At 65.9% G+C, this 23,826-nt stretch carries 23 protein-coding genes; 17 read left to right on the forward strand and 6 right to left on the reverse strand.

Translation table 11 applies throughout. The annotated features are described in order from the left end of the window. Window positions 1–9: 9 nt before the first annotated feature. The 3 genes from ACWJIO_RS00910 to ACWJIO_RS00920 all read left to right on the forward strand — a co-directional run bounded on the left by ACWJIO_RS00910 (window position 10) and on the right by ACWJIO_RS00920 (window position 1,240). Window positions 10–462 carry a secondary thiamine-phosphate synthase enzyme YjbQ gene (locus ACWJIO_RS00910; protein WP_480310776.1) on the forward strand — a complete coding sequence of 151 codons (453 nt, stop codon included), beginning with the start codon at window positions 10–12 and terminating at the stop codon, window positions 460–462. Window positions 463–552: 90 nt separating this feature from the next. After that, the gene (locus ACWJIO_RS00915; RefSeq protein WP_193914106.1) at window positions 553–909 is read left to right on the forward strand and encodes a hypothetical protein; all 357 of its coding nucleotides are present in this window, start codon (window positions 553–555) and stop codon (window positions 907–909) included. Between the two features lie 37 nt (window positions 910–946). Continuing rightward, complete coding sequence (locus ACWJIO_RS00920) at window positions 947–1,240, forward strand: 4a-hydroxytetrahydrobiopterin dehydratase (RefSeq protein WP_186696570.1); 294 nt, start codon at window positions 947–949, stop codon at window positions 1,238–1,240. Between the two features lie 271 nt (window positions 1,241–1,511). On the opposite strand, the gene ACWJIO_RS00925 is transcribed toward ACWJIO_RS00920, so the two are convergent. Beyond that, window positions 1,512–2,513 carry an NAD(P)H-binding protein gene (locus ACWJIO_RS00925; RefSeq protein WP_480310778.1) on the reverse strand — a complete coding sequence of 334 codons (1,002 nt, stop codon included), beginning with the start codon at window positions 2,511–2,513 and terminating at the stop codon, window positions 1,512–1,514. On the opposite strand from ACWJIO_RS00925, the gene ACWJIO_RS00930 reads away from it, so the two are divergent. From ACWJIO_RS00930 to ACWJIO_RS00965, 8 genes are all read left to right on the forward strand, one after another. Beyond that, window positions 2,512–3,456: an AraC family transcriptional regulator gene (locus ACWJIO_RS00930; protein ID WP_480310780.1), complete on the forward strand. Its 945-nt coding sequence runs from the start codon at window positions 2,512–2,514 to the stop codon at window positions 3,454–3,456. The two genes, ACWJIO_RS00925 and ACWJIO_RS00930, sit on opposite strands and share 2 nt — an antisense overlap. A gap of 224 nt (window positions 3,457–3,680) precedes the next feature. After that, window positions 3,681–4,148 (forward strand): transposase, encoded by a 468-nt coding sequence (locus ACWJIO_RS00935; RefSeq protein ID WP_480311490.1) that lies wholly within the window; start codon window positions 3,681–3,683, stop codon window positions 4,146–4,148. A gap of 181 nt (window positions 4,149–4,329) precedes the next feature. After that, window positions 4,330–5,202 (forward strand): DDE-type integrase/transposase/recombinase, encoded by an 873-nt coding sequence (locus ACWJIO_RS00940; protein WP_480310782.1) that lies wholly within the window; start codon window positions 4,330–4,332, stop codon window positions 5,200–5,202. A 665-nt stretch (window positions 5,203–5,867) separates the two neighbouring features. Continuing rightward, window positions 5,868–6,992: a zinc-dependent alcohol dehydrogenase gene (locus tag ACWJIO_RS00945; RefSeq protein ID WP_480310784.1), complete on the forward strand. Its 1,125-nt coding sequence runs from the start codon at window positions 5,868–5,870 to the stop codon at window positions 6,990–6,992. Further along, window positions 6,989–8,230 (forward strand): radical SAM protein, encoded by a 1,242-nt coding sequence (locus ACWJIO_RS00950; protein WP_480310786.1) that lies wholly within the window; start codon window positions 6,989–6,991, stop codon window positions 8,228–8,230. Before ACWJIO_RS00945 ends, ACWJIO_RS00950 begins: the two co-directional genes overlap by 4 nt. Window positions 8,231–8,236: 6 nt before the next feature. After that, a complete protein-coding gene (locus tag ACWJIO_RS00955) occupies window positions 8,237–10,930 on the forward strand; it encodes a sugar porter family MFS transporter (RefSeq protein WP_480310787.1) in 2,694 nt (897 codons plus the stop codon). Next, window positions 10,927–11,706: an SDR family NAD(P)-dependent oxidoreductase gene (locus tag ACWJIO_RS00960; RefSeq protein WP_480310789.1), complete on the forward strand. Its 780-nt coding sequence runs from the start codon at window positions 10,927–10,929 to the stop codon at window positions 11,704–11,706. The genes ACWJIO_RS00955 and ACWJIO_RS00960 overlap by 4 nt, the downstream gene beginning before the upstream one ends. Before the next feature lie 37 nt (window positions 11,707–11,743). Further along, window positions 11,744–13,510, forward strand: a complete 1,767-nt coding sequence (locus ACWJIO_RS00965) for a thiamine pyrophosphate-binding protein (RefSeq protein ID WP_480310790.1) — start codon at window positions 11,744–11,746, stop codon at window positions 13,508–13,510. On the opposite strand, the gene ACWJIO_RS00970 is transcribed toward ACWJIO_RS00965, so the two are convergent. The 3 genes from ACWJIO_RS00970 to ACWJIO_RS00980 are packed head-to-tail and all read right to left on the reverse strand — an operon-like array spanning window position 13,468 to window position 18,970. After that, window positions 13,468–16,770, reverse strand: coding sequence for an SDR family oxidoreductase (locus ACWJIO_RS00970; protein ID WP_480310792.1), 3,303 nt, complete (start codon window positions 16,768–16,770; stop codon window positions 13,468–13,470). The two genes, ACWJIO_RS00965 and ACWJIO_RS00970, sit on opposite strands and share 43 nt — an antisense overlap. A 19-nt stretch (window positions 16,771–16,789) precedes the next feature. Further along, window positions 16,790–17,662 (reverse strand): radical SAM/SPASM domain-containing protein, encoded by an 873-nt coding sequence (locus ACWJIO_RS00975; protein ID WP_480310794.1) that lies wholly within the window; start codon window positions 17,660–17,662, stop codon window positions 16,790–16,792. Window positions 17,663–17,722: 60 nt separating this feature from the next. Then, window positions 17,723–18,970: a glycosyltransferase gene (locus ACWJIO_RS00980; protein ID WP_480310795.1), complete on the reverse strand. Its 1,248-nt coding sequence runs from the start codon at window positions 18,968–18,970 to the stop codon at window positions 17,723–17,725. A 51-nt stretch (window positions 18,971–19,021) separates the two neighbouring features. Between ACWJIO_RS00980 and ACWJIO_RS00985 the strand changes: the two genes are divergently transcribed. Beyond that, window positions 19,022–19,297 carry a hypothetical protein gene (locus ACWJIO_RS00985; protein WP_480310796.1) on the forward strand — a complete coding sequence of 92 codons (276 nt, stop codon included), beginning with the start codon at window positions 19,022–19,024 and terminating at the stop codon, window positions 19,295–19,297. 486 nt (window positions 19,298–19,783) lie between these two features. Here the strand turns inward: ACWJIO_RS00985 and ACWJIO_RS00990 are convergent, their stop codons facing one another. Both ACWJIO_RS00990 and ACWJIO_RS00995 read right to left on the reverse strand, forming a co-directional pair. Then, complete coding sequence (locus ACWJIO_RS00990) at window positions 19,784–20,533, reverse strand: RES family NAD+ phosphorylase (protein WP_480310798.1); 750 nt, start codon at window positions 20,531–20,533, stop codon at window positions 19,784–19,786. 5 nt (window positions 20,534–20,538) lie between these two features. Then, window positions 20,539–20,925, reverse strand: coding sequence for an MbcA/ParS/Xre antitoxin family protein (locus ACWJIO_RS00995; protein WP_480310799.1), 387 nt, complete (start codon window positions 20,923–20,925; stop codon window positions 20,539–20,541). 437 nt (window positions 20,926–21,362) lie between these two features. Here ACWJIO_RS00995 and ACWJIO_RS01000 point away from each other — a divergent pair, with 437 nt between their 5' ends. From ACWJIO_RS01000 to ACWJIO_RS01020, 5 genes are all read left to right on the forward strand, one after another. Then, complete coding sequence (locus ACWJIO_RS01000) at window positions 21,363–21,713, forward strand: hypothetical protein (RefSeq protein ID WP_480310800.1); 351 nt, start codon at window positions 21,363–21,365, stop codon at window positions 21,711–21,713. After that, entirely contained in the window at window positions 21,706–22,257 is a 552-nt protein-coding gene (locus ACWJIO_RS01005) for a hypothetical protein (protein ID WP_480310802.1), read from the forward strand. The genes ACWJIO_RS01000 and ACWJIO_RS01005 overlap by 8 nt, the downstream gene beginning before the upstream one ends. Window positions 22,258–22,433: 176 nt before the next feature. Then, window positions 22,434–22,772, forward strand: coding sequence for a hypothetical protein (locus ACWJIO_RS01010; protein ID WP_480310803.1), 339 nt, complete (start codon window positions 22,434–22,436; stop codon window positions 22,770–22,772). 106 nt (window positions 22,773–22,878) lie between these two features. Further along, complete coding sequence (locus ACWJIO_RS01015; RefSeq protein WP_480310804.1) at window positions 22,879–23,133, forward strand: antitoxin; 255 nt, start codon at window positions 22,879–22,881, stop codon at window positions 23,131–23,133. Further along, window positions 23,130–23,594, forward strand: a complete 465-nt coding sequence (locus ACWJIO_RS01020) for a type II toxin-antitoxin system VapC family toxin (protein ID WP_480310805.1) — start codon at window positions 23,130–23,132, stop codon at window positions 23,592–23,594. Before ACWJIO_RS01015 ends, ACWJIO_RS01020 begins: the two co-directional genes overlap by 4 nt. The last annotated feature ends 232 nt before the right edge of the window (window positions 23,595–23,826 follow it).

Here is a 23,826-nt window from a genome sequence, read left to right on the forward strand (position 1 = left end):
CGGGTCCCGATGCTGAGCCAGTCGTTGCAGGTGCTTGAGGTGGACACCGCCGGCGCCGGCTTCACCGACCTCACCGGCAGCCTCAACCGCGAGATCGCCGCCAGCGGTCTGCAGCTGGGCACCGCCACCCTGGTGTGCCAGCACACGAGTGCCTCGCTCACCATCAATGAGAACGCCGATCCCCGGGTGCTGCACGACCTCACGGCGGCCTTTGCCGCCCTGGCACCGGAGGCGGGCGTGGCCCCTCTGCCCGGCCAGAGCGGTTGGCAGCCCTACCGCCACAACGACGAGGGGCCCGACGACATGCCCTCCCACATCCGCACGGCCCTCACCGCCACGAGCCTCAGCCTCACCTTCCAGCAGGGGCGCCTGCTGCTCGGCACCTGGCAGGCCGTGTACCTCTGGGAGCACCGACGGGCCGGGCAGCGGCCGCGGCTGAGCCTGCATCTGATCGGGGCCTGAAGGTGCCTGGGTTCCAGGTTTGGCGTTGTCCTGCCGGCCATTGGACCTACGTTGCCCCAAGCCCACCCAGCCCTGCCGCCGCTTCGGTCCATGATCCGCTCCCTCCTCTCCTCTTCCCTGCTGTCCGTGCTGTGCTGCTGGGGCCTGGCCGGCGCTCCCCTCAGGGCCCAGCCGGCCGAGGCTGAGCCCAGCACCGCCCCGGAGGCCGTCGCCGAGCCGATCCCCCAACCGCTGAGGGGCAGCGAGACCTACACCTCTTCGATCTCGGAGGTGGACGCCTGCAACCGTGCCCAGATGCTGAGGCCCGCCGATTCGATCGTCACCCGGATGCACTTCTGGCGCTCCGGCGAGGAAGGCCAGCGCAGCATCACCTGCCGCATCGACTGGAGCGACGCCGAAGACGCCGTTCCCACCCGGCGTCCGATCCTGTTCGGCCCCAGCGCCTGAGCCTGCGCCAACATGGCCTCAGTTCTGTGCCTGAGCCGTGGCCGCCATTCCCCTCACCCCCCAGCAGACTGCCGATCTCGCCAGCACCCTGCCGGCCTGGAGCCTGGTGAACGGCAAGCTGCACCGCGAGTTCCGCTTCACAGACTTCGTGGCCGCCTTCGGCTTCATGGCCCAGGTGGCCCTGGTGGCGGAGTCCATGGGTCACCACCCCGAGTGGAGCAACGTCTGGAACCGGGTCACGGTGGATCTCACCACCCATGACACCGGCGGCCTCTCGAACCTCGACCTGCAGCTCGCCCAGCGCATCGATGCGCTGGCGGGGGGTCAGTAACCAGCTCCCCGAAACGGTGTTCCGTTTCAAGGGAGTGCTCTGCTGTGGTGAAGGCCAGTGCCGCCATCTGTGTCACCTCTGCGGCAAACGCGTCAGCATCGATCACTCCCACTGGCCCTAGGGCACTCCCCGCGACACCTGGGCGGTGGCACGAAGAGTCAGATCCTGCTGATCTCCGGCCTCCGCATCCTGGTGGTGAAGCAGCTCGGGATCCTCAGCTACGCCAGGTGGGCGGCACCGCTGCCGAACAGCAGCAGCGCGAACAGCGCTGTCACGCCGCCACGGCCTCAGGGTTCCACGCGCCCGTCGCGGCGGTGTCCCGCGCGTAGTCGGCGAAGTCGCGGGCCGGGCGTCCCAGCGCCCGCTGCACGCCATCGCCGAGGTGGGAACTGCGGCCGTCGAGCACCTCGCTGAGCAGCTCGGCGAGGTGCGTGGCGTCCGCTTCCGGCATTCCGTGCGCGCCCAGCTCGGCGCCGAACTGCTCGGCGGTCAGCGGGATGTAGCGCACCTCGCGGCCGATGGCGACACCGAGCTCGTGGGCGGCTTCGGCGATGGTGAGCAGGCGCGGGCCCGTCAGCTCGTAGAGCTCGCCGATGTGGCGGTCATCGGTGAGCGCCGCGACGACGACGTCGGCGATGTCGTCGGCGTCGACGAATGGCTCGGCGGTATCGCCCGCCGGCATCCCCACGATCCCGTGCCGCACGGAGTCGACGAAATTCTCGTCGAAGTTCTGGTTGAAGAAGGCGCAGCGGACGATCGTCCAATCGGCGCCGGAGTTCTGCAGGTAGCGCTCGGCCCGCTGGGCACCCGCCTCGCCGCGGCCGGAGAGCAGGACGAGGCGCCGCACGCCGCGCGCGACGGCAAGGCGTGCAAACGCATCGACCGTCTCGGCCGCCCCGGGCAGCGCCAGGTCGGGAAAGTAGGTGATGTAGGCGGCATCGACGCCGTCGAGGGCTGGGGCCCAGCTGCTGTCGTCCTGCCAGTCGAAGCGCGGCTGCGTGGAGCGGGAGACGGGCCGGACCCGCCGTCCCTGGGTGATGAGCCGGTCCGTGACGCGACGGCCGGTCTTGCCGCTCGCTCCGATCACCAGGGTCGTGCCGTTGACATTCGTGTTCTGCATGAGGTGGATGGGGTGGTCGTGGGTCTCACCCCCAGCCCGGCCTGCCGAGCCTGTTGAGGGCGCCTCTGAATCCTCTGCGGGGAGCGCCGCCTGGGCCATCGCCGAGATGCTCAGTTCCATATCCGAGCGTCCAGCCAATACCGTGCGGGCCATGGATCCTTTCGCAGGTCTGCTCGACGGTCCGCGCGCGCGGGGCGCCTTCTCGCTCCGCACCGTGATGACGCCGCCGTGGTCGCTGCGGATCCTCGCCGAGTCGCCGATCACGGTGCTGGCGATCGTGCGCGGACACGCTTGGGTCGTCCCCGACGACGGCCAGCCGGTGCGCCTTGACGCCGGTGATGTCGCCGTGACCCGCGCACCGGCTCACTACAACGTTGCGGACGATCCGGCGACGGTGCCCGAGATTGTGATCCACCCCGGCCAGCGTTGCTGCAACCGCGACGGCGAGTCGATCGAGGCTGAGCTGATGCACGGCGCCCGGACCTGGGGCAACGACCCGAACGGTTCGACGCTGATGCTCGTCGGCGCCTACGAGTCGACCAGCGACATCAGCGACCGCCTGCTGCGCGCCCTGCCGCCACTGCTGTCGCTGTCGAACGACACGTGGAATTCGCCGCTCATCGCCCTGCTGTGCGACGAGATGGCCAAGGAGGGACCTGGCCAGGCCGCCGTGCTGGATCGTCTGATCGACCTCCTGCTGATCGCGATCCTGCGCGCCTGGTTCACGCGACCCGATGCCGACAGCCCGACCTGGTACCGGGCGCAGAGCGACCCGGTCGTGAGTCGTGCGCTGCAGGCGATGCACGACGACCCGGCGTGTCCCTGGACGCTCGCGAAGCTCTCGCGGGAGGTCGGCGCCTCGCGCGCCGCGCTTTCACGGCGGTTCCAGGACGTCGTCGGGGAGTCTCCGATGAAGTTCCTGACCAGCTGGCGACTCGCGCTCGCCGCCGACATGCTCTGCGATCCGGAGGCGAGCGTCGGCACGGTGGCCCACGCGCTCGGCTACAGCACGCCTTTCGCGCTCAGCACGGCGTTCAAGCGGGTGCGCGGCATCAGCCCGCAGGAGCACCGCGCTCGGGCGAGGCCGGCGCCTTGATCTGCAAAGCGGAGCGCTGGCTGCTGCCACAGCGGCAGCCATGGCATTCGCAGCCGCAGCCGGCGTGGCAGGGTTCACCATTGGTGTGCCCCTTGGCGCAGGCGCACTTCAACGCGGCCCCCAGTGTCAGCAAAGAAGTCCGCTCGGTTTGACCCGTCCACCTGGGGGCCCAACCGACGACTAAGCAATCGCCCTATGACGCCGCTCTGCGGGAAGCCGTCCGCCTGCGGATGAGCCCTCCGAACCGTGAGAGCGTGGCTGAGATCGCCCGCGACACCGGGATCACGGCGCAGACCATCTACAACTGGCGGAGCCAGTGGCAGAAGCAGGGCCAGCAGGTGCCTGCCACGAACCGGCCGCCGGAGCAGTGGAGCGCTGCCGACAAGCTGGCAGCCGTGATCCAGGCCGCAGGACCGAACGGAAGCGAGCTCGGTACGTTCTGCAGGGAGCGGGGGCTGTACCCCAAGCAGGTTGCTCGTTGGCGCCAGGCCGCCGAGGATGCCAATGGCCCCAGCGCGCCGGGCATGGCTGATCAGCGGGATCTGCAACGCAAGAATCAGGAACTGGTCCGGCGGAATCGCCAGCTGGAGCGTGAATTGCAGAAGAAAGAAAAAGCATTGACAGAAGCGGCGACGTTGTTGATACTCTCAAAAAAGTTCAACCAGATTTTTCGACCGGACGAGGATCCTTGATTCCGTCTGGCGATCGCGGTGCAATCGTCGCGCTTCTGCAGGAAGGCATCAGTCGTGGCGTTTCGGCCAAGGCCATTGCTGAACTTTTCGGCCTGGCGACACGCACGCTGAGGCGATGGGGCTTGATGATTCGGACCCAGGGATCCAGCTGCGATCAACGCAAGGGGTGTCCAGGCATGTCATGCATCGTTTCAGCGGTGAGGAGCGCCAACAGGTGTTGTCCACTGTCAACGATCCACGCTTTGCTGATCTCACGCCTGGTCAGATCGTGGCGATCCTTGCCGAGGAGGGATCCTACGTGGGATCGGAGTCAACGATTTACCGCATCATGCTCCAGGAAGGCCTGTTAAATCATCGCGGCAGGAGCCGCCCACCGCGGGAGCCAAGAGAGCCACCCGTGCTGGAGGCAACGGGCATCCATCAAGTGCTGGCCTGGGATATCACCCTGTTGCCCGGGCCTGCGAAGGGTCAGTTCTACTACCTTTATATGGTGATGGATGTGTGGAGCCGGCGCATCCTTGGCGTTGAGGTGTACGATCGTGAATGCGGCGAACTGGCCAAGCACTTCTTTGATCGTGTCTGCCGAGATGAAGGGATCAGATCGGGGTCGACCACGATCCTGCACGCCGATAACGGAGCACCAATGCGCTCCTATGCCTTGGCCGCCAAGCTGGCCGAGCTCGTCATTTCCCTGTCATTCTCGCGGCCGCGGGTGAGCAATGACAATGCCTACGTTAAGTCATGGTTCCGCACCATGAAATATCACCAGAGCTATCCAGTGCGTCGTTTCCGGGATCTTCTCTCAGTGCGCGCCTGGGTCGATGGCTTTGTTTACTGGTACAACGCTGAGCATCGACACAGCGGCATCAAGTATGTGATGCCCAATCAGCGTCACTATGGAGAAGCTGACGCGATCTGCAGAGTCCGTCAGCAGACCTATGAGCAGGCGCGCGCGCAACATCCACGCCGCTGGGCCAGGCCACCTCGCGATTGGGCTCAGCCAACAGTCGTGCGGGTTAACCATCCCAGACCGCAGGACACTGTCGCTGCTTGAAGATCAGAAACCCAGGCCCCAGGGGGTTGTGGTTGGACCGCCGGCAAGAGGCGGGCCGACCGCAGCCCACGCCCGGGGGCCGGCCGCTCAAGCCTGCGCTCCTGATCAACGCGCGATGACGATCAACATCCGAATCTCGAAGCCCATGATCTTCCATCCGGAGTAGGCTTGGTGAGGTGCTCAGATCAGTACCACGAGCGGACATCTTTGCTGATAGGCGCCGGCCAACGCAATCCAATCATCCGAACAACCTGGCCCGGCCCTTGGATGTTGGTGTGGGGCGGTGCTACTGCTTCGCAGAAGCCTGCGGCAATGACAACATCCTGGTGGAGAGGCTGTGGCGCACCCTCAAATACGTAGCCGCAGGCTTCTCGGCGGAGTCGAGTAGAGGTGTATCTGCGTGCCTGCAGCGATGGCTGGGAAGCGGAGATCAGTCTGGCCCGCCTCTTCTGGAGGTACGGCCATGTAAGACCGCACAGCGCACTGGGAGGCAAAACTCCACATGAGGTCTACGTTGAGACCAATACCCTGTTCTTCCCGCCCGGGGTTAACGATGTCAGGGACCTAGACCTAATCTGTCCAATATAAAGCCATCCACCTCACCCTGTTGACAGCGAGCGGATCGGCAACGACGATTGGCGTATTCAGAAGGCCGAAGTGCCATCGTGACGGCCGACACCACGTCCACCTGCAGCCTGGTGCTCCATGCCACCGAAACCGGCGACGGCTGCGAACCTCGCCAGGCCAATCAGCGCTACAGAGATCCCCAGATCGTTCTGGAGCAGAGGAGTCTCGGTCCCCTTCATCCCGGCTCGCTGCGGTTGCAGATGCTGAGGGTCGGCCTATGCGGCACCGACCTCCACATGACGCAAAAGGATCCCCTGGGGTTCGTCCGTAGTTCCGCGCCCGCCTCGATTCCGGTGCTGGGCCGGGTACTGGGCCATGAAGGGATCGGCCGGGTGATCGCCACCGGCTCCGAGGTTTCCCGGTTCCGGGTGGGCGACATCGTGGCGCCGGAATCGGTGCTGAGCTGCGGGGCCTGCCGCTGCTGCCGTTCCGGAGCCTTCAACCAGTGCCTCGACGCCAGGCTGCTGGGCATGGAAATGGATGGACTGTTCGCGGCGATCGCCGATGTGCCCGCCCGTTCGGCCGTCGACATCGGCCAGCTGGCCGACAGCGACCGGGGCCTGCAGATGGCAGCCTGTCTGGAGCCGGCCGGCGTGGCCCTGCTGGCCTGCCGCAGGACGCAGATGGCACCGGGGGAGCGGCTGCTGGTGTTCGGCGCCGGTCCGATCGGCCTGCTCTGCGTGATGATGGCGCGACGTCTTCACGGCGCTTCACTGGTGAGCGTCGTCGAACCCTCCCCCTACCGCCGGGACTTCGCCACGGCCTGGGCCGATCAGGTGGCGGAATCCGCCGAAGCGCTGCCGACCCCTGACGGCGGCTGGGATGTGGTGATCGAAGCGTCCGGGGCTCTGGCCAACGTCGATGCCGTGTTCCGCCGCATCGCTCCAGGCGGACGGGTGGCCCTGCTGGGCCGGGGCGGACAGGCGCTGCAGATCGGCGCGGTCGACCACATGATCACCAACGCCATCAGCGTCATGGGCCTGCGCGGCCATCTCGGCGGGATCTACGAGCGGCTGATCGACCTCTGCCTCTCCGGGGTCCTGCCGCTGGATCGCATCGTCAGCACCACCATCGAGGGGCTGGAGCAGCTGCTATCCGTGCTCGAGCGACCGGACCACATCACCGGCGGTGACTGCAAGATCGTCGTCAAACTCGCGGATTGACCGCCCACCACCACCATCGCATCCCCGGCATGGCCCATCCCTTCCCCCTGGACGGCGACCGATTCCTGAAGATCCGCATCTCCGTGAGGATGCTGAAGTGCAATTTCAGCTGCAGCTACTGCGTGGCGGCGGCCGGGCAGAGCCAGGTAAGCGGCATCGACTACAGCCGGGGCACGAAGCGCAACATGTGGGGCACCGAGGAAGGCCGGGGCATGGCGCGGAAGGCGATCGAGTGGGCCGCCTCCCTGCCTTATCGCATCGGTGTTCGCTACGACGTGCATGGGGAACCCTTCCTCAACGTCGACGTCATCGAGGACCTGATCTGGCTCACCGCCCAGCCCAATGTGGCCTTTGTGGAGGTGCAGACCAACGCCTCGCTGTTCCGAACGCGGCTTCCCGAACTCGCCGGCGTCCTGGATCCCTCCAGGCTCAAACTCTTCTGCACCTTCCATCACACCGAGATCGCCCTCGACGACTTCCTGGCCAACGTGACCCTGGCCGCCGAGCTGGGGTTCGCCGTGGTGGTGAACACCCTGCTCGCCACCGACAACGTGGCGATCATCCGCGAAGCCCTGGCGCGCTGCGCCGCGCTGGCCATCCCCACCTCCGCGGATCTGAAGTTCCCTGGCTTCGATGTGCCCGCCACGCAGGAGATGAGCGCCCAGGTGGATGTGGACAAGAAGGCCCGGCACTTCCTCAGCCAGGACCCGATCGAGACCCTGCTGGCGGCCGGTGAACCCGGCCTGGAGGTGTTCCGCACCGTGGCCGACAGCGGACCGCTCGGCCGGGAGATCCGCTTCCTGGCCGCCCTGCTGGTGGGGCTCTACGGCGGCAAGGGGCGTCTCTGCTCCGCCGGTCACGACTACCTGATCGTCGACAACTGGGGCGATGTCTTCCCCTGCACCAGCTATGCCGACACGGGCACAGGCCGCCTGGGCTCGGTGCTGGATCCCGGCTTCGTTCCGGCCCTGCGGGAGGAGGTCTATGCCCCCTGCCAGTACGCCGAGACCTGCCACCAGAAGGAGGAGTACGGCAATCTGCGGCTGCTCCGCGAGCACCGCGATCTGCAGGCGATGAGCCTCAACTGCGTGTGCGGCGAGGGCAAGGCGGTGGACCCCCAGTCCCTGTTCGACAGCCGCATGGCCCTGCTGGAGACCACCCGCCACAATCCCCAGACCGCTCGCGTCGGCCGGCCCGCCACCGCCGGCGCCCCCCCTGCCGTCGCTCCGGTTGCCTGAGCCGTGATGCCCAGGGTCTGGGTATTTGCGCTGCTGGCCTCCCTGGGGGGCCTGCTGTTCGGTTTCAACGCCACGACCCTCGGGCTGGTGGCGGCAACGGCGGCCAACGACTGGTCGCTGACCCTGGGCTCCCAGGTGCTGCTCAGCGGCGCCTTCTTCCTTGGCGCCATTCTGGGGACTGTCTTCATGGGCCGCTTCGGGGATGGGCTGAGCCGCCGGGATGTGATCACCGTCAGCGCCGCCTGCTACGCCTTTTTCGGCTTTGCCTGCGCCATCTCCGAACGCTTCGAGGAACTGGTGGTGGCCCGCTTCTTCCTGGGGCTGATCGTCGGGGTCACGTCCCTGGCCATCCCGCTGTACATCGCCGAAATCTCCCCGGCCAGACACAGGGGGGCCCTGGTCTCCCTCAACCAGCTGAGCATCACCCTGGGGATCGTTCTGGCCTTCGTCATCGAGACCAGGCTGGTGGTCGACCAGGACATTTCCCAGCTGTACACGATCAGCGGCATTCTTGCCGTGCTCGTCAGCATCGGCGCGATCATCCTGCCGGATTCCCCCGCCTGGCTGATCAAGCAGGGCGATGGGGACGCCGCCCGGGCGGTGCTGAAGGTGATCCACGGCCCCAACGTGGAGCCTGAGGTGGCCGCCATCCAGGAGAGCCTGGCGGACAGCCATCCGAACGTGTGGGTGGGGCTGCTGGAGCCCGCGAATCGCCGGCTGCTGGGCATCGGCATCCTGCTGTTTGCCATCCAGCAACTGAGCGGCATCAATTTCGTGCTGCAAATGGCGGGGGATGGGTCGCTGTTCCAGGGCCTCGACCTGGACTGGGATCTGGTGATCGTGGTCGGACTGGTCAATCTGTTCAGCACCCTGCTGTTCGTGCTGCTGGTGGATCGCCTGGGTCGCCGGCCCCTGCTGCTGGCGGGCCTGGTGGGTCTGGCCCTGTGCCTGGCCGGGCTGATTCTTGAATCCACCGCCAGCATTTTCACCGCGACGCTGGCGGCCGCGAGCCCCTTCCTGCTGCTGGGCTACGTGGTCTTCTTTGCCATCAGCCTGGGGCCCCTTCCCTGGCTGTTCGTGGCCGAGATGTATCCCCTGCCCGTCCGGGGTCTCTCGATGAGCCTGCCGATCACCGTCAATTGGGTGATCAATGCCGTCATGGTCGTCGCCGCCCTGTCGGTCGACTCCCCGGCCGACACCAGCGTCGTCTACGGGGTCTCACTCGCCACCACCCTCCTGGCGATTCCGCTGTGCGTTGTCCTGGTCCCGGAGACCCGGCGGATGCGTTTTGCCCAGATCCGCAGCACCTGGCACCGATCGGGGACGGCCAACGAGCGCAACGAGATCGCCGCCACCCTGGCCACCGTCGTGGTGACCATCGGCGGCATCTTCTTCGGCTACAACCTGACCGTCATTGCCGGTGCCCTGCTGCAGATCCGGACGGCGTTCGACCTCACCCCCTTCACCAGCGGGCTGGTGGTGAGTTCGGTGCTGGTTGGGGCGATCCTGGGTTCGTTCGTCAGCGGGAACCTGGCGGCGGCCTTCGGCCGGCGTTACATGCTGCTGACGACGACCGTCGTCCTCATCGTCGGCACGGCCGTCTCCGGCCTGTCCGGTTCGGTGCAGATCCTGGTGCTCGGTCGCCTCGTCACGGGCCTGGCCACCGGGGTGACCGCCAGCATCGTGCCGCTGTACATCACGGAAATCGCCCCGGCCCCGATCCGTGGCCGGCTGAACGCCATTCAGAATCTGGCGGTCGGCATCGGCGCCCTCATCGCCTATGGAACGAACACCCTGCTGATGGCCGTTGCGGAGGGTTGGCGGGCCATGCTCTACCTGGGTTCCGTCCCGGCGCTGCTGCTGGGGATCGGCGCCCTGTTCCTGCCGGAATCGCCCCGCTGGCTGATCGCCCAGTCCCGCTTCAGCACGGCGGAGCGAATGCTGCAGAAGCTCTGTGTCGACAACCCCAGGGAGGAGGTGGCGCAGATCCAGGCCAGCGCCGAACACGCCCCGACTGGGGCGGGGACGAAGCCCCTGTTCTCGCCGACCATCCGGCCGCCGCTGCTGATCGGCCTGGCCCTGGTGTTCTTCCAGGAGTGCACGGGCATCATCATCGTCACCTACTACAGCCCGACGATCTTTCAGGCCTGCGGGGTGAGCGATCCCACCACCGCCAGCTTGCTGACCACGATCGGGATCGGTGGCTTCGGCCTGGCCATGTCATCCCTCTCCTTCCTGCTCGTCGATCGGCTGGGGCGCCGCACCCAGTTCCTGATGGGCATCCTCGGCATCCTCACCAGTTCAATCGGCTTCGGATTGATCTTCGGGGTGCTGCCCCAGGGCACCCCTGCCATTCAATATCTCGTGCTGCTCTGTTTCATCCTGTTTGTTTCCTCCTTTTCCCTGAGCCTGGCCCCCGTCTGCGGCATGGTGGTCTCGGAGATCTATCCCCAGGCGGTGAGGGATCGGGCCATCGGCTTTGTGATCGGCTTTCAGTTGCTCTGCGGCATGGTGGCGTCCTTTGTGTTCCCCATGCTCGCCAATGCCGTGGGACTGGCGGTGGTGTTTTTCCTCAATGCCGGCATCGCCGCGCTGGCGCTGCCCTTCTGGTATTTCGTGATGCCGGAAACCCGGGGCAGGAGTCTCGAGGCCATCGAGCAACACTGGCTGGCGGAGAAGAGCCCTGCCAGCCTGCGATGACCGTGGGCCCGGTGCATGCAACGACTCTCCCCCTGGCCCGCCGGATCGCCCTGGTCACCGGCGCCTCGCGAGGCATCGGCGCCGCCATCGCGGTGCAGCTCGCCGAGGCGGGGGCCTCGGTCGTCGTCAACTACGCCGCCAACGCCACCGGTGCCGAGCGAGTCGTTCGAACCATCGCAGACCGGGGGGGACGCGCCGTGGCGGTGCAGGCCGATGTCGGCAAGGCCGAAGACGTCGAGCAGCTGTTCCTGGAAGCGGACCGGGCCTTCGGCGGCCGTCTGGATGTGCTTGTCAACAACGCCGGTGTGTACTACGCCACGGATCTGCAGGAGGTGACCCCAGAGGTGTTCGATCACCTGTTCCGGATCAATGTGCTCGGGGTGATTCTCTGCTGCCAGGCCGCGGCCAGCCGCTTTCCCAGCGAGGGCGGCTCGATCATCAACATCAGCAGCCTGGCCGCCACCAAGGGGGCCTCAGGAAGCCTCGTTTACAGCGCCACCAAAGGGGCCATTGATGCCCTGACCCGCACGCTCTCAGAAGATCTGGCGCCCCAGAACATCCGTGTGAATGCCATCAATCCAGGGCTCGTGATCACCGAAGGAACGCAGGCGGCAGGGTTCGCCACGGCGGAACTCGAACGTCTCTGGACGGCCAAGACCGCCCTGGGACGTGTGGCGACACCGGAGGACATCGCTCCGGTGGTGGTGTTTCTGGCCTCCGCCGCCAGCCGCTGGCTGACGGGGGAAACCATCCACACCACCGGAGGAGTCCGATGATCGGCGCTGACGACGTCTGTGACGTAGAACGACCCGTATGAAAGGTTCTGATCTGTTCGCGAGCTATCTCGAGAGCCGTGGGATCACCCATGTGTTTGAACTGATCGGCGGCACGATCACCTACCTGCTCGATTCGATCCAGCAGCGCACCGCGATCCACATCATCAGCATGCACCACGAGCAGGGGGCAGGCTTTGCCGCCGAAGCCCACGCTCGCCTCACCGGGCTGCCGGGCATCGCCCTGGCCACCAGTGGTCCGGGGGCCACCAATCTGCTCACGGCGATCGGCAGCTGCTACTTCGATTCCACCCCGGCCATCTTTGTCACCGGTCAGATCAACAAGGAGGAGAGGAAGGGAGGCCTGCCCCTGCGTCAGCTTGGCTTCCAGGAAACTGACATCGTCGCCATGGCCAGGCCCATCACCAAGGCGGCCTTTGTCGTCGACGATCCGGCGGATCTTCCCCGCAAGCTCGAGCAGGCCTTCGCCCTCGCCCTCGCTGGCCGGCCGGGCCCGGTGCTGCTCGACATCTCCATGGAGGTACAGACGGCGGAGATCCCGGATTCTCCCCAGGCGGCGTCGATTGACCTGGGACAGCCCGCGGCACCCGCGGACCCCGACGAGGGTGACAGCCTTGAGGCGTTCTGGACAGCGGCCCTTGCCGACCTCAGCGCCGCGAAACGTCCGCTGATACTCGCGGGGGGCGGCATCCGCACATCGGGAGCGGCCGAGAGCTTCCGGCCGTTCGCTACGGCCATGGACCTGCCGGTCGTCCACTCCCTGATGGGGGTGGATGTACTGCCCTTCGATGATCCTCTGCGGGTTGGCCTGATCGGCCTGTACGGCAATCGCTGGGCCAACATCGCCCTCTGTGCATGCGACTTTCTTCTGGTGCTGGGGAGCCGTCTGGACAGCCGCCAGACCGGAAGTGACACCGCCTTGTTCCGAGGATCCCGCCCGCTGTATCACGTCGACTGCGACCAGCATGAACTCAACAACCGCATCAAGGGCTGCCGGACGCTGACCCTGGAGCTCGACAGCTTCCTGCGCCATGGGCTGCGGCTGCGGCCGCCCGCCCGCGACCACCGGCCCTGGAAGGATTTCATCGACGCCGAGCGAGCACGATGGCCGGATACGGCCGAAGTCGGTGTCGTGGAGGGGATCAACCCCAACGGGCTCATGCATCGCCTCTGTGAGGCCTCGGGTGCGGCGGTCGCCTTCGTGGCGGATGTCGGTCAGCATCAGATGTGGGCGGCCCAATCGCTTCGCCTGCAGGGGTCGCAGCGCTTTCTCACCTCCGGCGGCATGGGAGCGATGGGATTCGCCCTGCCGGCGGCGATCGGGGCCTGCCTGGCGACAGGGCAGCAGCCGGTGGTGGTGATTGCCGGCGACGGCGGCTTCCAGATCAACATCCAGGAACTGCAGACGATCCGGCGCAACCGGCTGCCCATCAAGATGTTGGTCATCAACAACCAGTGCCACGGCATGGTGCGGCAGATTCAGGATGTCGCCTTCGATGCCCGCTACCAATCCACCCTCTGGGGCTATGACGCCCCCGCCTTCACCGCCGTCGCGGCGGCCTATGGCATCCCCTCCGCTCTCGTCTCGGAGGAGGCGGGCCTCGACGACGCCCTGCGGCTGATGTGGGCAGAGCCTGGGGCCCCCTTCCTGCTGGAGGTGGCCATCGACACCATGCTCAACGCCTATCCCAAGGCGATGGCGGGACGACCGCTCTCGGAAATGGAGTCCCGGCGGGACCTGCCTCAGGCGGCCGCGACGGCGTCAGAGCAGACCTTGCCCAGGTAGGCCGCTGGAAAGCTGGCCGTCAGATCTACGCCGCCACGGTCGGCGAGGAAGCGCACAAACGCCTCGGCCCCAGACTCCACCACCTGCGGGGCCCGGGTGGGACGGTACGCCTCCAGCACATCGAGCAGCGAGCGCGAGCGCTGGGCCGCGGGCAGCAAGCGCAAGGCCGGCTCGATCCGGGCCAACCACTCCCCGTAGCTGGCCGTCCGCTCAAGGGGGAAGCCTGCCGCCTCGATTCGCTCCAAAAGGGCCTCCAGCGGAAACCAGCCGCCTGAGGGGCCACCGAGGGTGAGCAGCTGGAAGCCCTCGGGCGCGAAATCCCCCAGGGCCACGATCGCCTGCGCCAGCTGATCCACAGGCAGGCCGCTGGCCCGGAATCCTTCCTCCTTCCCAGCCGCGCCGGTGCCGCTGAAGCCCGGGGGGGCCAGGCCCGTGAGCAGGAGGCTGTGGATCAGCCGCGAGAGAATGTCGTCCGGATTGCGTTCCCCGGCCAGGACACGATCAGGCAGCACCAGGCCCGATCGGAGGATGCGGATCGGCAGCCCCGTCTGGGCATGGGTGGAGCGCAGCAGCTGCTCACAGGCCCATTTGCTGGCGATATAGCCGTTGGCATAGGAGCCATCGAGACGGATGCGCTCCTGTAGGGAGGCGACGCCGATCGTGGAGACCATGTCGATGGACTTGCGCCGGTGCGTCAGCGCCAGACGCACGATCTCTGCGGTGCCGATAACATTGGGCCGGCGCAGGTGGCGGTACTCCAGCCGGTGATTGACCAGGGCCGCGCAGTGGCCGATGGCCTCGATGCTGTGGGCCAAACGGTCGTAGGTCTCGGGGTCCAGCCCCAGCCGCGGCTCGCTGATGTCGCCGGCCACCACCTCCAGGTGGCGCTCCGCCAGCGTGCGCCAGCGCGCCACCGTGGCTGGCTCGAGGTGCGCGAAGCGGGCCTCGAGGCGCTCCTGGGCCGAGTGGGTGTGGGTAGGCCTCACGAGACAGACCAGTCCGCCGCCAGTGGTGGCGAGTCGCTCCAGCCAGGCCAGGGCGACGCGGCCGCCCAGAAACCCATTCGCCCCTGTAAGTAGCACCGAGCGAACCGGGCTAGAAGCCACTGGCAGCTCCGCCGCCGCACGGAGGGTGGCCCTGTCGATGAACGCCTCCACCCGGACGTCCTCGGCGACGAGGTCTTCGGCGGCCAGCTCCCGTGCCGGAGCGGAGCCGTCGGCCCGGAGGATCCGCGCCCACGCCTCGAGCGTGCCGTCGGGCCCGAGGATCTGGCTGGCCTCGATGGCGACGCCGAACTCCGCTTCGATCCGGAAGGACAGCTGAACGGCCCCCAGGGAGTCGCCGCCCAGGTCGCGGAAGCAGCGGCCCTCCAGGCCCCCGTGGTTGTTGACGCCGAGGGTGCTGCGCAGAAGCAGCCTCAGCCGCTCCTCGAGGCCAAGCCCGGCGCCGGGCTGCCGCAGGGAGGCCAGGGCCGCATCACCGAAACGGTCGTGAGCGGCGTAGAGCGCGGCCAGGGCCTCCTGATGCCGCCGGCGGATGGCCGGACGCAGCGGCTTGCCCAGGGAGGAGAGAAGCCCGTTGGCCTGGGAGAAGGGTTCGTCGGCGAGGATGACATCCCGGGGAATCTCGAAGCTCTGCAGGCCCTGCTCGCCGGCCAGCCGCACCATCTCCTCACGCACCAGGGCGATCAGCTCGGCGGCGCTGGCCGGTGGCTGGGGCCGCCGCGCCAGGGCCTCCCGATCCGGCACCACGACCGCCAGCAGGTAGGAACGGCTGCTCTCGCCATGGACATGGATCTGGGACACCGAAGCACAGCCGTCGGTGAACAGCTGCTCCAGGGCGCCGATGGCGACGTACTCCCCCTGCGAAAGCTTGATGACGTTCCGGCGGCGGTCGATGATGGCGATCTCGCCCGGGCCGTGCTCCTCGACCACATCCCCCGTGCAGCAGAAGCCGTCGGCATCGAACAGGGCCGCCGTCGCTTCCGGGTTCCGGAAGAACTCCCGGATACCGAAGCGGGTCTTGACGCACAGCTCGCCCCTGGGATAAGGGCGGTCGGAGAGGGAATAGCCCGACTCGGGCACATCCCGCAACCGGTAGTCGAGGACGTTGGGGTTGAGCCGGCCGTTCATCGCCAGGCCGCCACTGGCGGTCTCGGTGCTGCTGTAGCCCTCGTGCACCGGCACCTGGAAGGTCTCCTCCAGCAGCGCCCTGATGCGGGGGGCAATCGGCGCGGAAGCCACCACGATGGACTCCAGCCGGTCGCCCAGGAAGAAACGCAGGTCGTCTGACGGGGTCGATCGCACGTGCTGATCGATCCACTCGCAGAGGCGCGGGAACAGCACCAGCCCCGTTGGGCGCGCCAGGCGGATGTCCTCGAAGACGGTGGAGAGATCTGGCTTCAGGGTGAAGCAGGCCAGGCCACCGGAATTGAGGGCGGTGACCATGGAATCCCTGCCCATCATGTGGTGGAAGGGAGCAAGCACCACCACCACCTTCGGGAACGGACCGGAGACCTGGCGCCAGGTGTTGATCAGGGCAGCGGCGGAAATGCAGGCCCCTTTGGGTAGGCCGGTGCTCCCTGAAGTGTGGATCAGGAGGGCCAGGTCCTCCTCGTCCACGGCGGCCGGGGGAGGAATGGCGAGCCCATCGCCCTGGCCGCGCGCGACGAGATCCTGCAGCAACAGGAGGGGAACCGTCGATCCGGCCGCCCGGAGTGTCGCCTTGGCCTCCTGAAGGCGGGTCCGCTCGGCCGTGATCCTGGTGTCGGCGTCGAAGACAATCAGCTGGCGGATACAGGCGTTGCGCCGGACCCGATCCACCATGGCGGGCAGCTGGGCGAGGGACACTGCCAGGGCGACGGGGGTGGTCCGTTCCAGGATGGCGTCGTACTCGGCGGCCGAATGGTGACCCGAAAGGGGCATCGGCACGGCACCGGCATAGGCCAGGGCCAGGTCGATGACCGCGTAGTCGATGCTGGCGAAACCGATGATCGCCACCCGCTCGCCACGCCGAATGGCGGCATCGGGATCGGTGCGCCAGGCGCTGACGAGGCCGTGGATGCGATCGCGCAGAGTTCGGTAGGTGATGGGGCTGAACTCGGCCAGGGTCCGGCGACGGGTGGCTCCCGTGGCGGGGTCGGCCTGGACCGCGTAGGCGCGCTCGGCTAGCGCCGGACACTCGCCGTAGCCCGCCAGGATGGTGTCGATGAGGGCCCCGTAGGCCAGGGAGGGCGGCAGGGCCACGGTGGAATAGCTCACGACGACGCTGGCATCAGGGTCAGGCCGGTGCCGTGTCGAAAGAGAAGACCGGAAAGTTCTGGGGCAGCTTGATGGCGTAGACGCAGGTTCGGCAGAGGTCGTAACCGGGGATGGGTTTGGGCAGGACGTCGGCGAAGGACTGCTCGAAGATGTTCCCAAGCACATGATCCATGTGATAGTCCTGGCAGCAGAGAACGACGTCGCCGTTAGGAAGCATCACGTTGTTGTAGATGTACTCGTCCCGCCCGCAGATCACCGGACCCTCATGGGATGAGCCCGCAAAATCTTCGCTGATGCCTTCATTCACGAGGTTGCCGGAGCGGGAGTTCATCCTCGGCAGCGGCACACTGGAAGGCGGGAAGATGGGAGCGACGTCGGGGTGGACGGCATCCATCGCCATGACGGCGAAGTTCTGGATGTTAGCCGCCTTCAGGGCCTGAAGCACCTCCAGATACTCGGGGGTGACATCGATCTTCGCCAGCCGCCTGGCATCAGGAAGATGGATGGTGAAGCCACCGTGGGGAAAGGCGCTGAAGGGGATCGCCTTGATCTGCTCGACGTCCTCCAGGGTCATACCGACGGCCGTGGTGAAGACGCACAGCGGGTGACCCTTTCGGTGGGCATGAAGGATCATCCGTGTGCAGTCCTCGTTGAGGAAAGGCTCGGAGAAACCGGCAAAGATAATGATGACATCGTCAGGCATTTTATCGAGCGCCAGCCTGAAATCATCGAAGACAAGCTTTCGCTTCGGGCTCCTGTATTGACTGAGGAGACTTTTCTGAGGACAGTAGGTGCAGTTGACCTTGCAACCCACCACCGTCGTGATCTCCATCATGTAGGTGGGAACACGAACATCCCGCAGCCGTTGTTGCATCAGCGGATGGGATGCCATGATGGACGCATTGGGATGTCAGATTCATTCTAGCACGACATTACAATCCATCAGAATCATTTAAGGCGCGTCGCTGTTGCCGTTTGCCTGAATGCCAGGCGCCATCCCAGCCGAGAAACCCTCGATGAACGACACCGCCTGCTCCAGGCCACGCTCCCGCTCGATCTGATCCTTCATGCGGCGCAGGCCGCGATTCAATCCCGCATCGGCCATGGCTTCCGCGATCAGCCGGCGCAGCCGTTCGGCCGTGATCGATCGGACATCCGCCGTCAGGGCGAGCCGATGATGGGCCGCCCTGACGGCATTACCGGGCTGGTCCCTGGCACAGGGAAGGATCACCATGGGAACCTCCATCGCTATACATTCCATGATCGAATTGAGCCCCCCGTGGTGTACCATGACGGCCGCCTGCCGCAGCAGCGTCAGTTGCGGCATCCAGGACACCACCAGCCGATTGGTGGATGAGGTGAAGGCGCCAACGAGGGCTGGATCGCTGATGTGGAGAATGAAGAACCACTGCGGAGACAGGGCGCTGGCTGCGGCCACCGCCGCGAAGAAGCGCTTGGCCTGCCGGTAGGCCGCCGCGCTCGTGCCCAGCGAGCAGAGGATGATCGTTCGGCCGGAGGGATTGAACTGAAGCGGCGGCTCCTGCCTCTGGACATCGATGAAATCGCCGCAATGGCGCCGTTCCGGTGCCCGTGGGCCCGGCAGTTGGAAGGCGGCCGGACAAAGCACCAGCTCAGGCAAGATCAGGTGTGGACCGATCTCATCGAGGCGGTAGCTGACGTTGCGCCGGCAGCGGACGCCGGACTGCCGGGCCACCCAGAGGAAGGTGTCGGTGAGGTGGTGCATCCGCAGCGGAGCGCGGTAGGCCCCGAACAGCCGGGAGGCCAGACGCTTGTTGAACAGATACCTGAGGTGCATCCACTTCCAGGCCAGGGAGATCCGCAGGGCCGAGAGCGCTCCCCGTCCCGGCCTGAGAGAGGTCACCGCCGGGGGGATCAGGGGATTGTCGAAGAGAAAGAGCGAGGTAGAGATCTGGATGGTGGGTATGCCCAGCCGAAGCGCCCTGAGCGCCACATACCACAGAAACGAATCACAGAGCACGAGGTCCGGCCTGGCGGAGAGCAGACAGGCGTCAAGGCTGCCGTCAACGATGGCGGTGATGTAGCGGCGGAAGAGGGTGGCCCCAGCCGGGGCCCCCTGCGCGTCGCCAGGCGTGTCAAAGAGATGGCCCGCGAAGCCGATGAACGCGAAGCCCTGGTTCTCCACGAGTTTCCTCACCCGGGGGAGCCCGAGATAGGTCACCCGGTGGCCACGACCCACCAAATCCCTGGCCAGTCGGAACGTCCCTAGGTGGTGGCCCGCCTCGCCATGCATGGAGAACAGGATCCTCATTCCGTCCTCACGGCCGCAATCGGCCAGCCGTCAACCCTCGAACAACTTGAATGTCTGGAAATAGGCACCCTGGGCGTTCGCGGCCAGGCCGCTGATCTGGGTCAGCCATCGGAACCTGCCGAACGTGAGGGCAAGATCATGGGTGGATCGGGGAATTTCGACGTCGATGCGGTAGTAGCGCCGTCCCTGGCGACGTGGGCCACCCGACCCTTGATGGTGGAGGTCCCGGCCTGGTAGCGGGCGGGAAGCCAAGCCTCACTGGTATCAGCTTCGTAGGAGCGCTGCCGCGAGAACATCAAAGCATCGATGACGACCGGGCCGGCCGACGACACCGCCCCCGGCTGCGTTCCGCGGCGATGGGTGCCCTGTGTCAACTACGTAGGCGGCCGCCTACCTAATCGTCGCCGAACATCTGGCTTGGCCTCAACGCCTTCCGCTGCCTTTCGCGCTCCGATCAAGCTGGCGAGGGCCTCGCCCTGGAGATCGGCGGCATTGAAGTTCGCCACCGGCTGGTAGCTGGCGCCCGAGTGGTGCCCCGCGCAGGCAAGGGCGGCGATGGCGCCTGTCGACGAGCCGCTCGCGTCAGCCCTTGCCCGTGGGGCGACCATGAGGAAGCCCGCGCGACTCCCCCCTACCTGGCAACAGCTGGTGTCGGCAGGGAAACGTCCATGAACCGTCAGGACCGAGAGCACCTGACCGAGCAGACCCAAACAGTGGTTGCCCTCAGGCTGCGGCCTGCGGCAGTTCCCCCTCCACCAGGAACAGCTCCCGGGGGAAGCGATGCACCGTCCCATCGTCATGACTCAGGAAGGATGCGTGATCACCGTTGACCTCGCCGGTGATCCCCACCTGATCAAAAGGCGTGGAGACCAGTGCCGCCGGCGTGAACACCCCCACCTGGACAAGCGACTCACTGGTGCGGGCGCTCAGGTACTCAAACGCCTCGAGTCCCACCTCCCTCATCCAAGTCCCCAGCCTTTGGGTGGGTCCGTAGTGCAGTGGGTCCCGTAGGGCGGCCTGAGCGGCGGCGTCAGCCACAACCTGAAGCTGCAGGCCTCGGCTGGTTTGAAGCAACACCGTGAACAGGGTCTGCCGGCGACGGATCGGTGCCTTGGGAGGGTTGCTGAATCCTTCCCAGAACAGCAGCGCGTAGTACGCCCCCTCCACCAACGAACCGATGCGCGTGCGGGAGCCATAGAACATCCCCCGATTCTCTCGACCCCCGAAGCGTGAGCCATGCCGCAGCGGCGGGTAGCGGAACGCGGTGGTGAGCAGCGGATGGCTGGTTGCAGGCGCCGGCAGGGAGGGCATCGGCGGCTTGCTGCTTTCAACCAGGGCCTCCAGCCGCGCCAGCTGGTCCAGGTCATCCACCAGGGGGCCAAGCGAATCGATGCCCTGCTGCTGCACAAGCCGCAACACCGTTCCCTCCAAGGAGACCTCCGCTGCGGCCTGCACGATGGCGAGCAGATCCATCGCCGTCAGATTTGGGCGCGCATGGCATCGAGGTAGTGCACGATCTCCACCAGATCCTCGGTTCGCTGCACCTGTTCAGCCGGCACGCCGCCGGTGTGGCGGTTGACTGTGTGAAACCAGTGGCGCATCTGCTCGCGGTCATTGCCCACCAGCACCGCCAAGCTCCGGTAAAGACGCACCACCAACAGGGCCAGCTCACCGGTCTTGGAGGCCGGCTCGATGCCCTTGCCCCGGGCAAAGAGAGAGCGATCGCGACCCAGCACCCGCGCCAGGGCCGAGCGGCTCAGGTCCAGCTCATCTGAGGCCCGCAGCACCGCCTGGATCAGCAGCTGGGCATCCGTGAACGGAGCCGTTGATGCGGCGAGCGGGGGCGAGCGATCAACAACGGCCATCAACCTGATGCATTTGCATCAAATATAGCCAGTATGAGTGGGAATCAGCAGTGAAATGGCCAAAGGCGTGTCCTGCTCACAGCAGCGGATCGTCCACCAGGGGCTCCTCCAGGGCGCGGCCGGGCGCGTAACGGTGGCATCACGATTGGCCTCCGGCATGAATGATCTCCTCCTCGCCAGCGGGGTATGCAAGGGGTGGCCGCCGCCCAGCGGCTTGGCCGACTGGCACAGCCCTTGCCCTGCCAGGAACCATGGGTAGGCCTGCGCGGCGGACCCCATGGGGACGGGTGGTGAACCTGCCGAGCCGTTGGCTGGACTGCCTTGGCTCGGACTGCCGCCTGGGAGGCCTGCACCAAGGTCATGCGACTCCCATCTGGGGTAGCATGACTCAGTATTGGAGTAGAGCAACCCACACGCGGTGTGCTTTTGATCCAGCCATGAACCCAGTGCTTGAAGCGATCTTCGGTAACCGCACGGCGGCATGGGTGCTGTTGTTTCTGCAGTGTTACGGGGAAGGACATGCCCTGCGCATCGCCAAGACGTTCGGCTTTGGGTTGAACATGACCCAGCGTCAGTTGAAGCGCCTGGAAGAAGAGGGTGTGCTGGTGAGTCGATTGGTGGGCAACATCCGACTCTTCGCCTTCAATGATCGGAATCCAACGGTGCGCAATCTCAGGCGGCTTCTTGAAGATGAGCTCAAGCTGCTGCCTGATGAGCAGGTACAGCAGTATTTCCGGCAGCGGCAACGGCCGCGTAAGGCGGGCAAAGTGTTGGTCAGCCATGGTTGAAATCTCAGAAGCCACCAGCATTGAAGAGCTTGCGGTGATCATCAGTGAGGCGTTGGAGGCGGCAGGGATCACCGCCACTTTGTCGGGAGGTGGGGCGGTATCGATTGACAGCAAGAACCAGTACATGAGTCAGGACCTCGATTTTGTGTCGTCAGCGGATCACAAGAGCCGGCTCAAGGCGATCGCTCCACTGGGCTTCACCCAAGGTGCTTACAAGAGGCTCTACGAACATCCCCGTACGGAGTGGCTGGTTGAGTTTCCTGCCGGGCCCCTTGGCTTTGGAGAACAGACCGTGGATCATCGATCCATTGGCTTGTTGCAAACCGAGCACGGTGCTTTACGGGTGATCACTCCTACCCTTTGTGTGATCGACAGCTTGTCAGCCTGTCACCACTTGAGTGACCCCCAGAGCTGGGATCAGGCCATCTTGGTATGCAAGAGCAACCATATCGACTGGGACGACACTGCACTCTGGGCCATAAATGAGAGGCCGGTATTTCTAGAGATCGAGAGATTGCGTGCAGAGGCAGGTTTGACATCATGACGATCCCGAAAGTGCCGACCGAGTGAGTCCCGGCGCTGGCCAAGGATGCCAGGATTCCGAACAATGCCAGCGCCACCTCATGCCCTGCCCCACCTGATGCCGCTGTTGGCGGCCGTGGCGCTCGCCCTTGCCCTGCTGGCGTAAAAGCGCAGCTGGATGGCTTCTACCGCTGGCATGTGGCTGGGCAGGAGCTGCGCGGTCCAATCGAGCTCAAGAGCCAGCAAAGCCGTTTCACCGCTGAGCTGTACCAGAAGCTGTGGCGCGCCTATCGGCTCGATCAAGCCAGCGGCCGTTTCGTTGACTTCGATCTGTTCAGCGGCACACTGGTGGGGACGTTCGGCGCGAAGGTGCTGGCAGGCCTGCGCAACCGCCCCTTGGAGGCGCCGCATCAGCTGCGCTATCAGCTGGTATGCGGCCCTGCCGGCAGCTGGAAGATTGCCGACATCGTCTATTCCCATCCGGCTGGGTTCCGCCTTTCCAGCTATCTCGCCGAGCTGCTGGCGCCCCAGCCCTGATCGCTGCAGGAACTCTGCGGATCACGTCGATGGATGGCAAAGCAGGACGGCCAAGGGTTTTCGACTAGCCTGTACTTACATTGCCGTACACACGCGCTAGCAGCTCATGGACGTGCTTCCCAGCCGGGTGTTCATGAACGGCAACAGCCAGGCCGTGCGCATCCCCGCCGAGTTCCGCCTCGCCACCGATCGGGTTCAGATCACCCGCATCGCCAGCGGTGATCTGATCATTCATCCCTGCCCGGCCCAGCGTGGACAGGCTCTGTTCGACACCCTCGCCGGCTTTGAGCCCAGCTTCGTGGCCAGCCTGGAAGCGCTGCAGGCCAATCCAAGCCCTGTGCAGGAGCGGGAGAGCCTTTGATCTACCTGCTCGACACCAACATCCTCATCTACCTGATCAAGAACCGGCCGCCGCAGGTGGCAGAGCGCATCGATCAACTCACCGATGACGACAGCCTGGCGATGTCGTTCATCACCTGGGCCGAACTGCTCTGCGGTGCCGAGGGCAGCCAGCGCCGCGAGACCACCCTTCAGCAGCTCGTTGCCCTGGCGCGACAGGTGCCGGTGCTCTACCCCGATGGCCCCGAGATCTGCCGCCATTACGCCCTGCAGGCCAGCGCCCCCAAGCGCCAGGCCACCCCCATCGGCGGTAACGATCTCTGGATCGCCTGCCACGCCCTGGCTCTCGGCGCCACGCTGGTGAGCCACAACGTGCGCGAATTCGTCCGCATCGACAGCTGTTGTCGGCTGGAGATCGGGCATGAACCATCAGGACCGCAAGCACCTGGCAGGACTCCTGGGCGAGTTGGCAGCCGCTGCTGAGCTGGAACCTGAACCGGTTGAGCCAGCTGCAGCCTCCTGTGGAGGGCCGGGGGTTGCTGAGTGGTGATCAGTGTGCCGATGGCCGCAAGGGCTTCATCCAGGAGATCGATCCCTTCACTCTTCGGGCCTCTTCAACCGCGGCATCACCGATGCCCAGCGCCAGTGATCGGCCCGCGGACAACCGGTGGGGGGCGGGGTTCACCGCCGTCTTCCAGATGGCATCCCTCGCCTC

The organism is Paraciimarium castrense LEGE 11436 (assembly GCF_056633055.1).

Excerpts from the sequence above, each read along its gene's own strand:
- ACWJIO_RS00910 (WP_480310776.1), top strand. The coding sequence starts at position 10 with ATGCTGAGCCAGTCGTTGCAGGTGCTTGAGGTGGACACCGCCGGCGCC.
- ACWJIO_RS00915 (WP_193914106.1), top strand. The coding sequence starts at position 553 with ATGATCCGCTCCCTCCTCTCCTCTTCCCTGCTGTCCGTGCTGTGCTGC.
- ACWJIO_RS00930 (WP_480310780.1), top strand. The coding sequence starts at position 2,512 with ATGGATCCTTTCGCAGGTCTGCTCGACGGTCCGCGCGCGCGGGGCGCC.
- ACWJIO_RS00925 (WP_480310778.1), bottom strand. The coding sequence starts at position 2,513 with ATGGCCCGCACGGTATTGGCTGGACGCTCGGATATGGAACTGAGCATC.
- ACWJIO_RS00940 (WP_480310782.1), top strand. The coding sequence starts at position 4,330 with ATGCATCGTTTCAGCGGTGAGGAGCGCCAACAGGTGTTGTCCACTGTC.
- ACWJIO_RS00955 (WP_480310787.1), top strand. The coding sequence starts at position 8,237 with ATGCCCAGGGTCTGGGTATTTGCGCTGCTGGCCTCCCTGGGGGGCCTG.
- ACWJIO_RS00960 (WP_480310789.1), top strand. The coding sequence starts at position 10,927 with ATGACCGTGGGCCCGGTGCATGCAACGACTCTCCCCCTGGCCCGCCGG.
- ACWJIO_RS00965 (WP_480310790.1), top strand. The coding sequence starts at position 11,744 with ATGAAAGGTTCTGATCTGTTCGCGAGCTATCTCGAGAGCCGTGGGATC.
- ACWJIO_RS00975 (WP_480310794.1), bottom strand. The coding sequence starts at position 17,662 with ATGGCATCCCATCCGCTGATGCAACAACGGCTGCGGGATGTTCGTGTT.
- ACWJIO_RS00990 (WP_480310798.1), bottom strand. The coding sequence starts at position 20,533 with ATGGATCTGCTCGCCATCGTGCAGGCCGCAGCGGAGGTCTCCTTGGAG.
- ACWJIO_RS00995 (WP_480310799.1), bottom strand. The coding sequence starts at position 20,925 with ATGGCCGTTGTTGATCGCTCGCCCCCGCTCGCCGCATCAACGGCTCCG.
- ACWJIO_RS01000 (WP_480310800.1), top strand. The coding sequence starts at position 21,363 with ATGAACCCAGTGCTTGAAGCGATCTTCGGTAACCGCACGGCGGCATGG.
- ACWJIO_RS01005 (WP_480310802.1), top strand. The coding sequence starts at position 21,706 with ATGGTTGAAATCTCAGAAGCCACCAGCATTGAAGAGCTTGCGGTGATC.
- ACWJIO_RS01015 (WP_480310804.1), top strand. The coding sequence starts at position 22,879 with ATGGACGTGCTTCCCAGCCGGGTGTTCATGAACGGCAACAGCCAGGCC.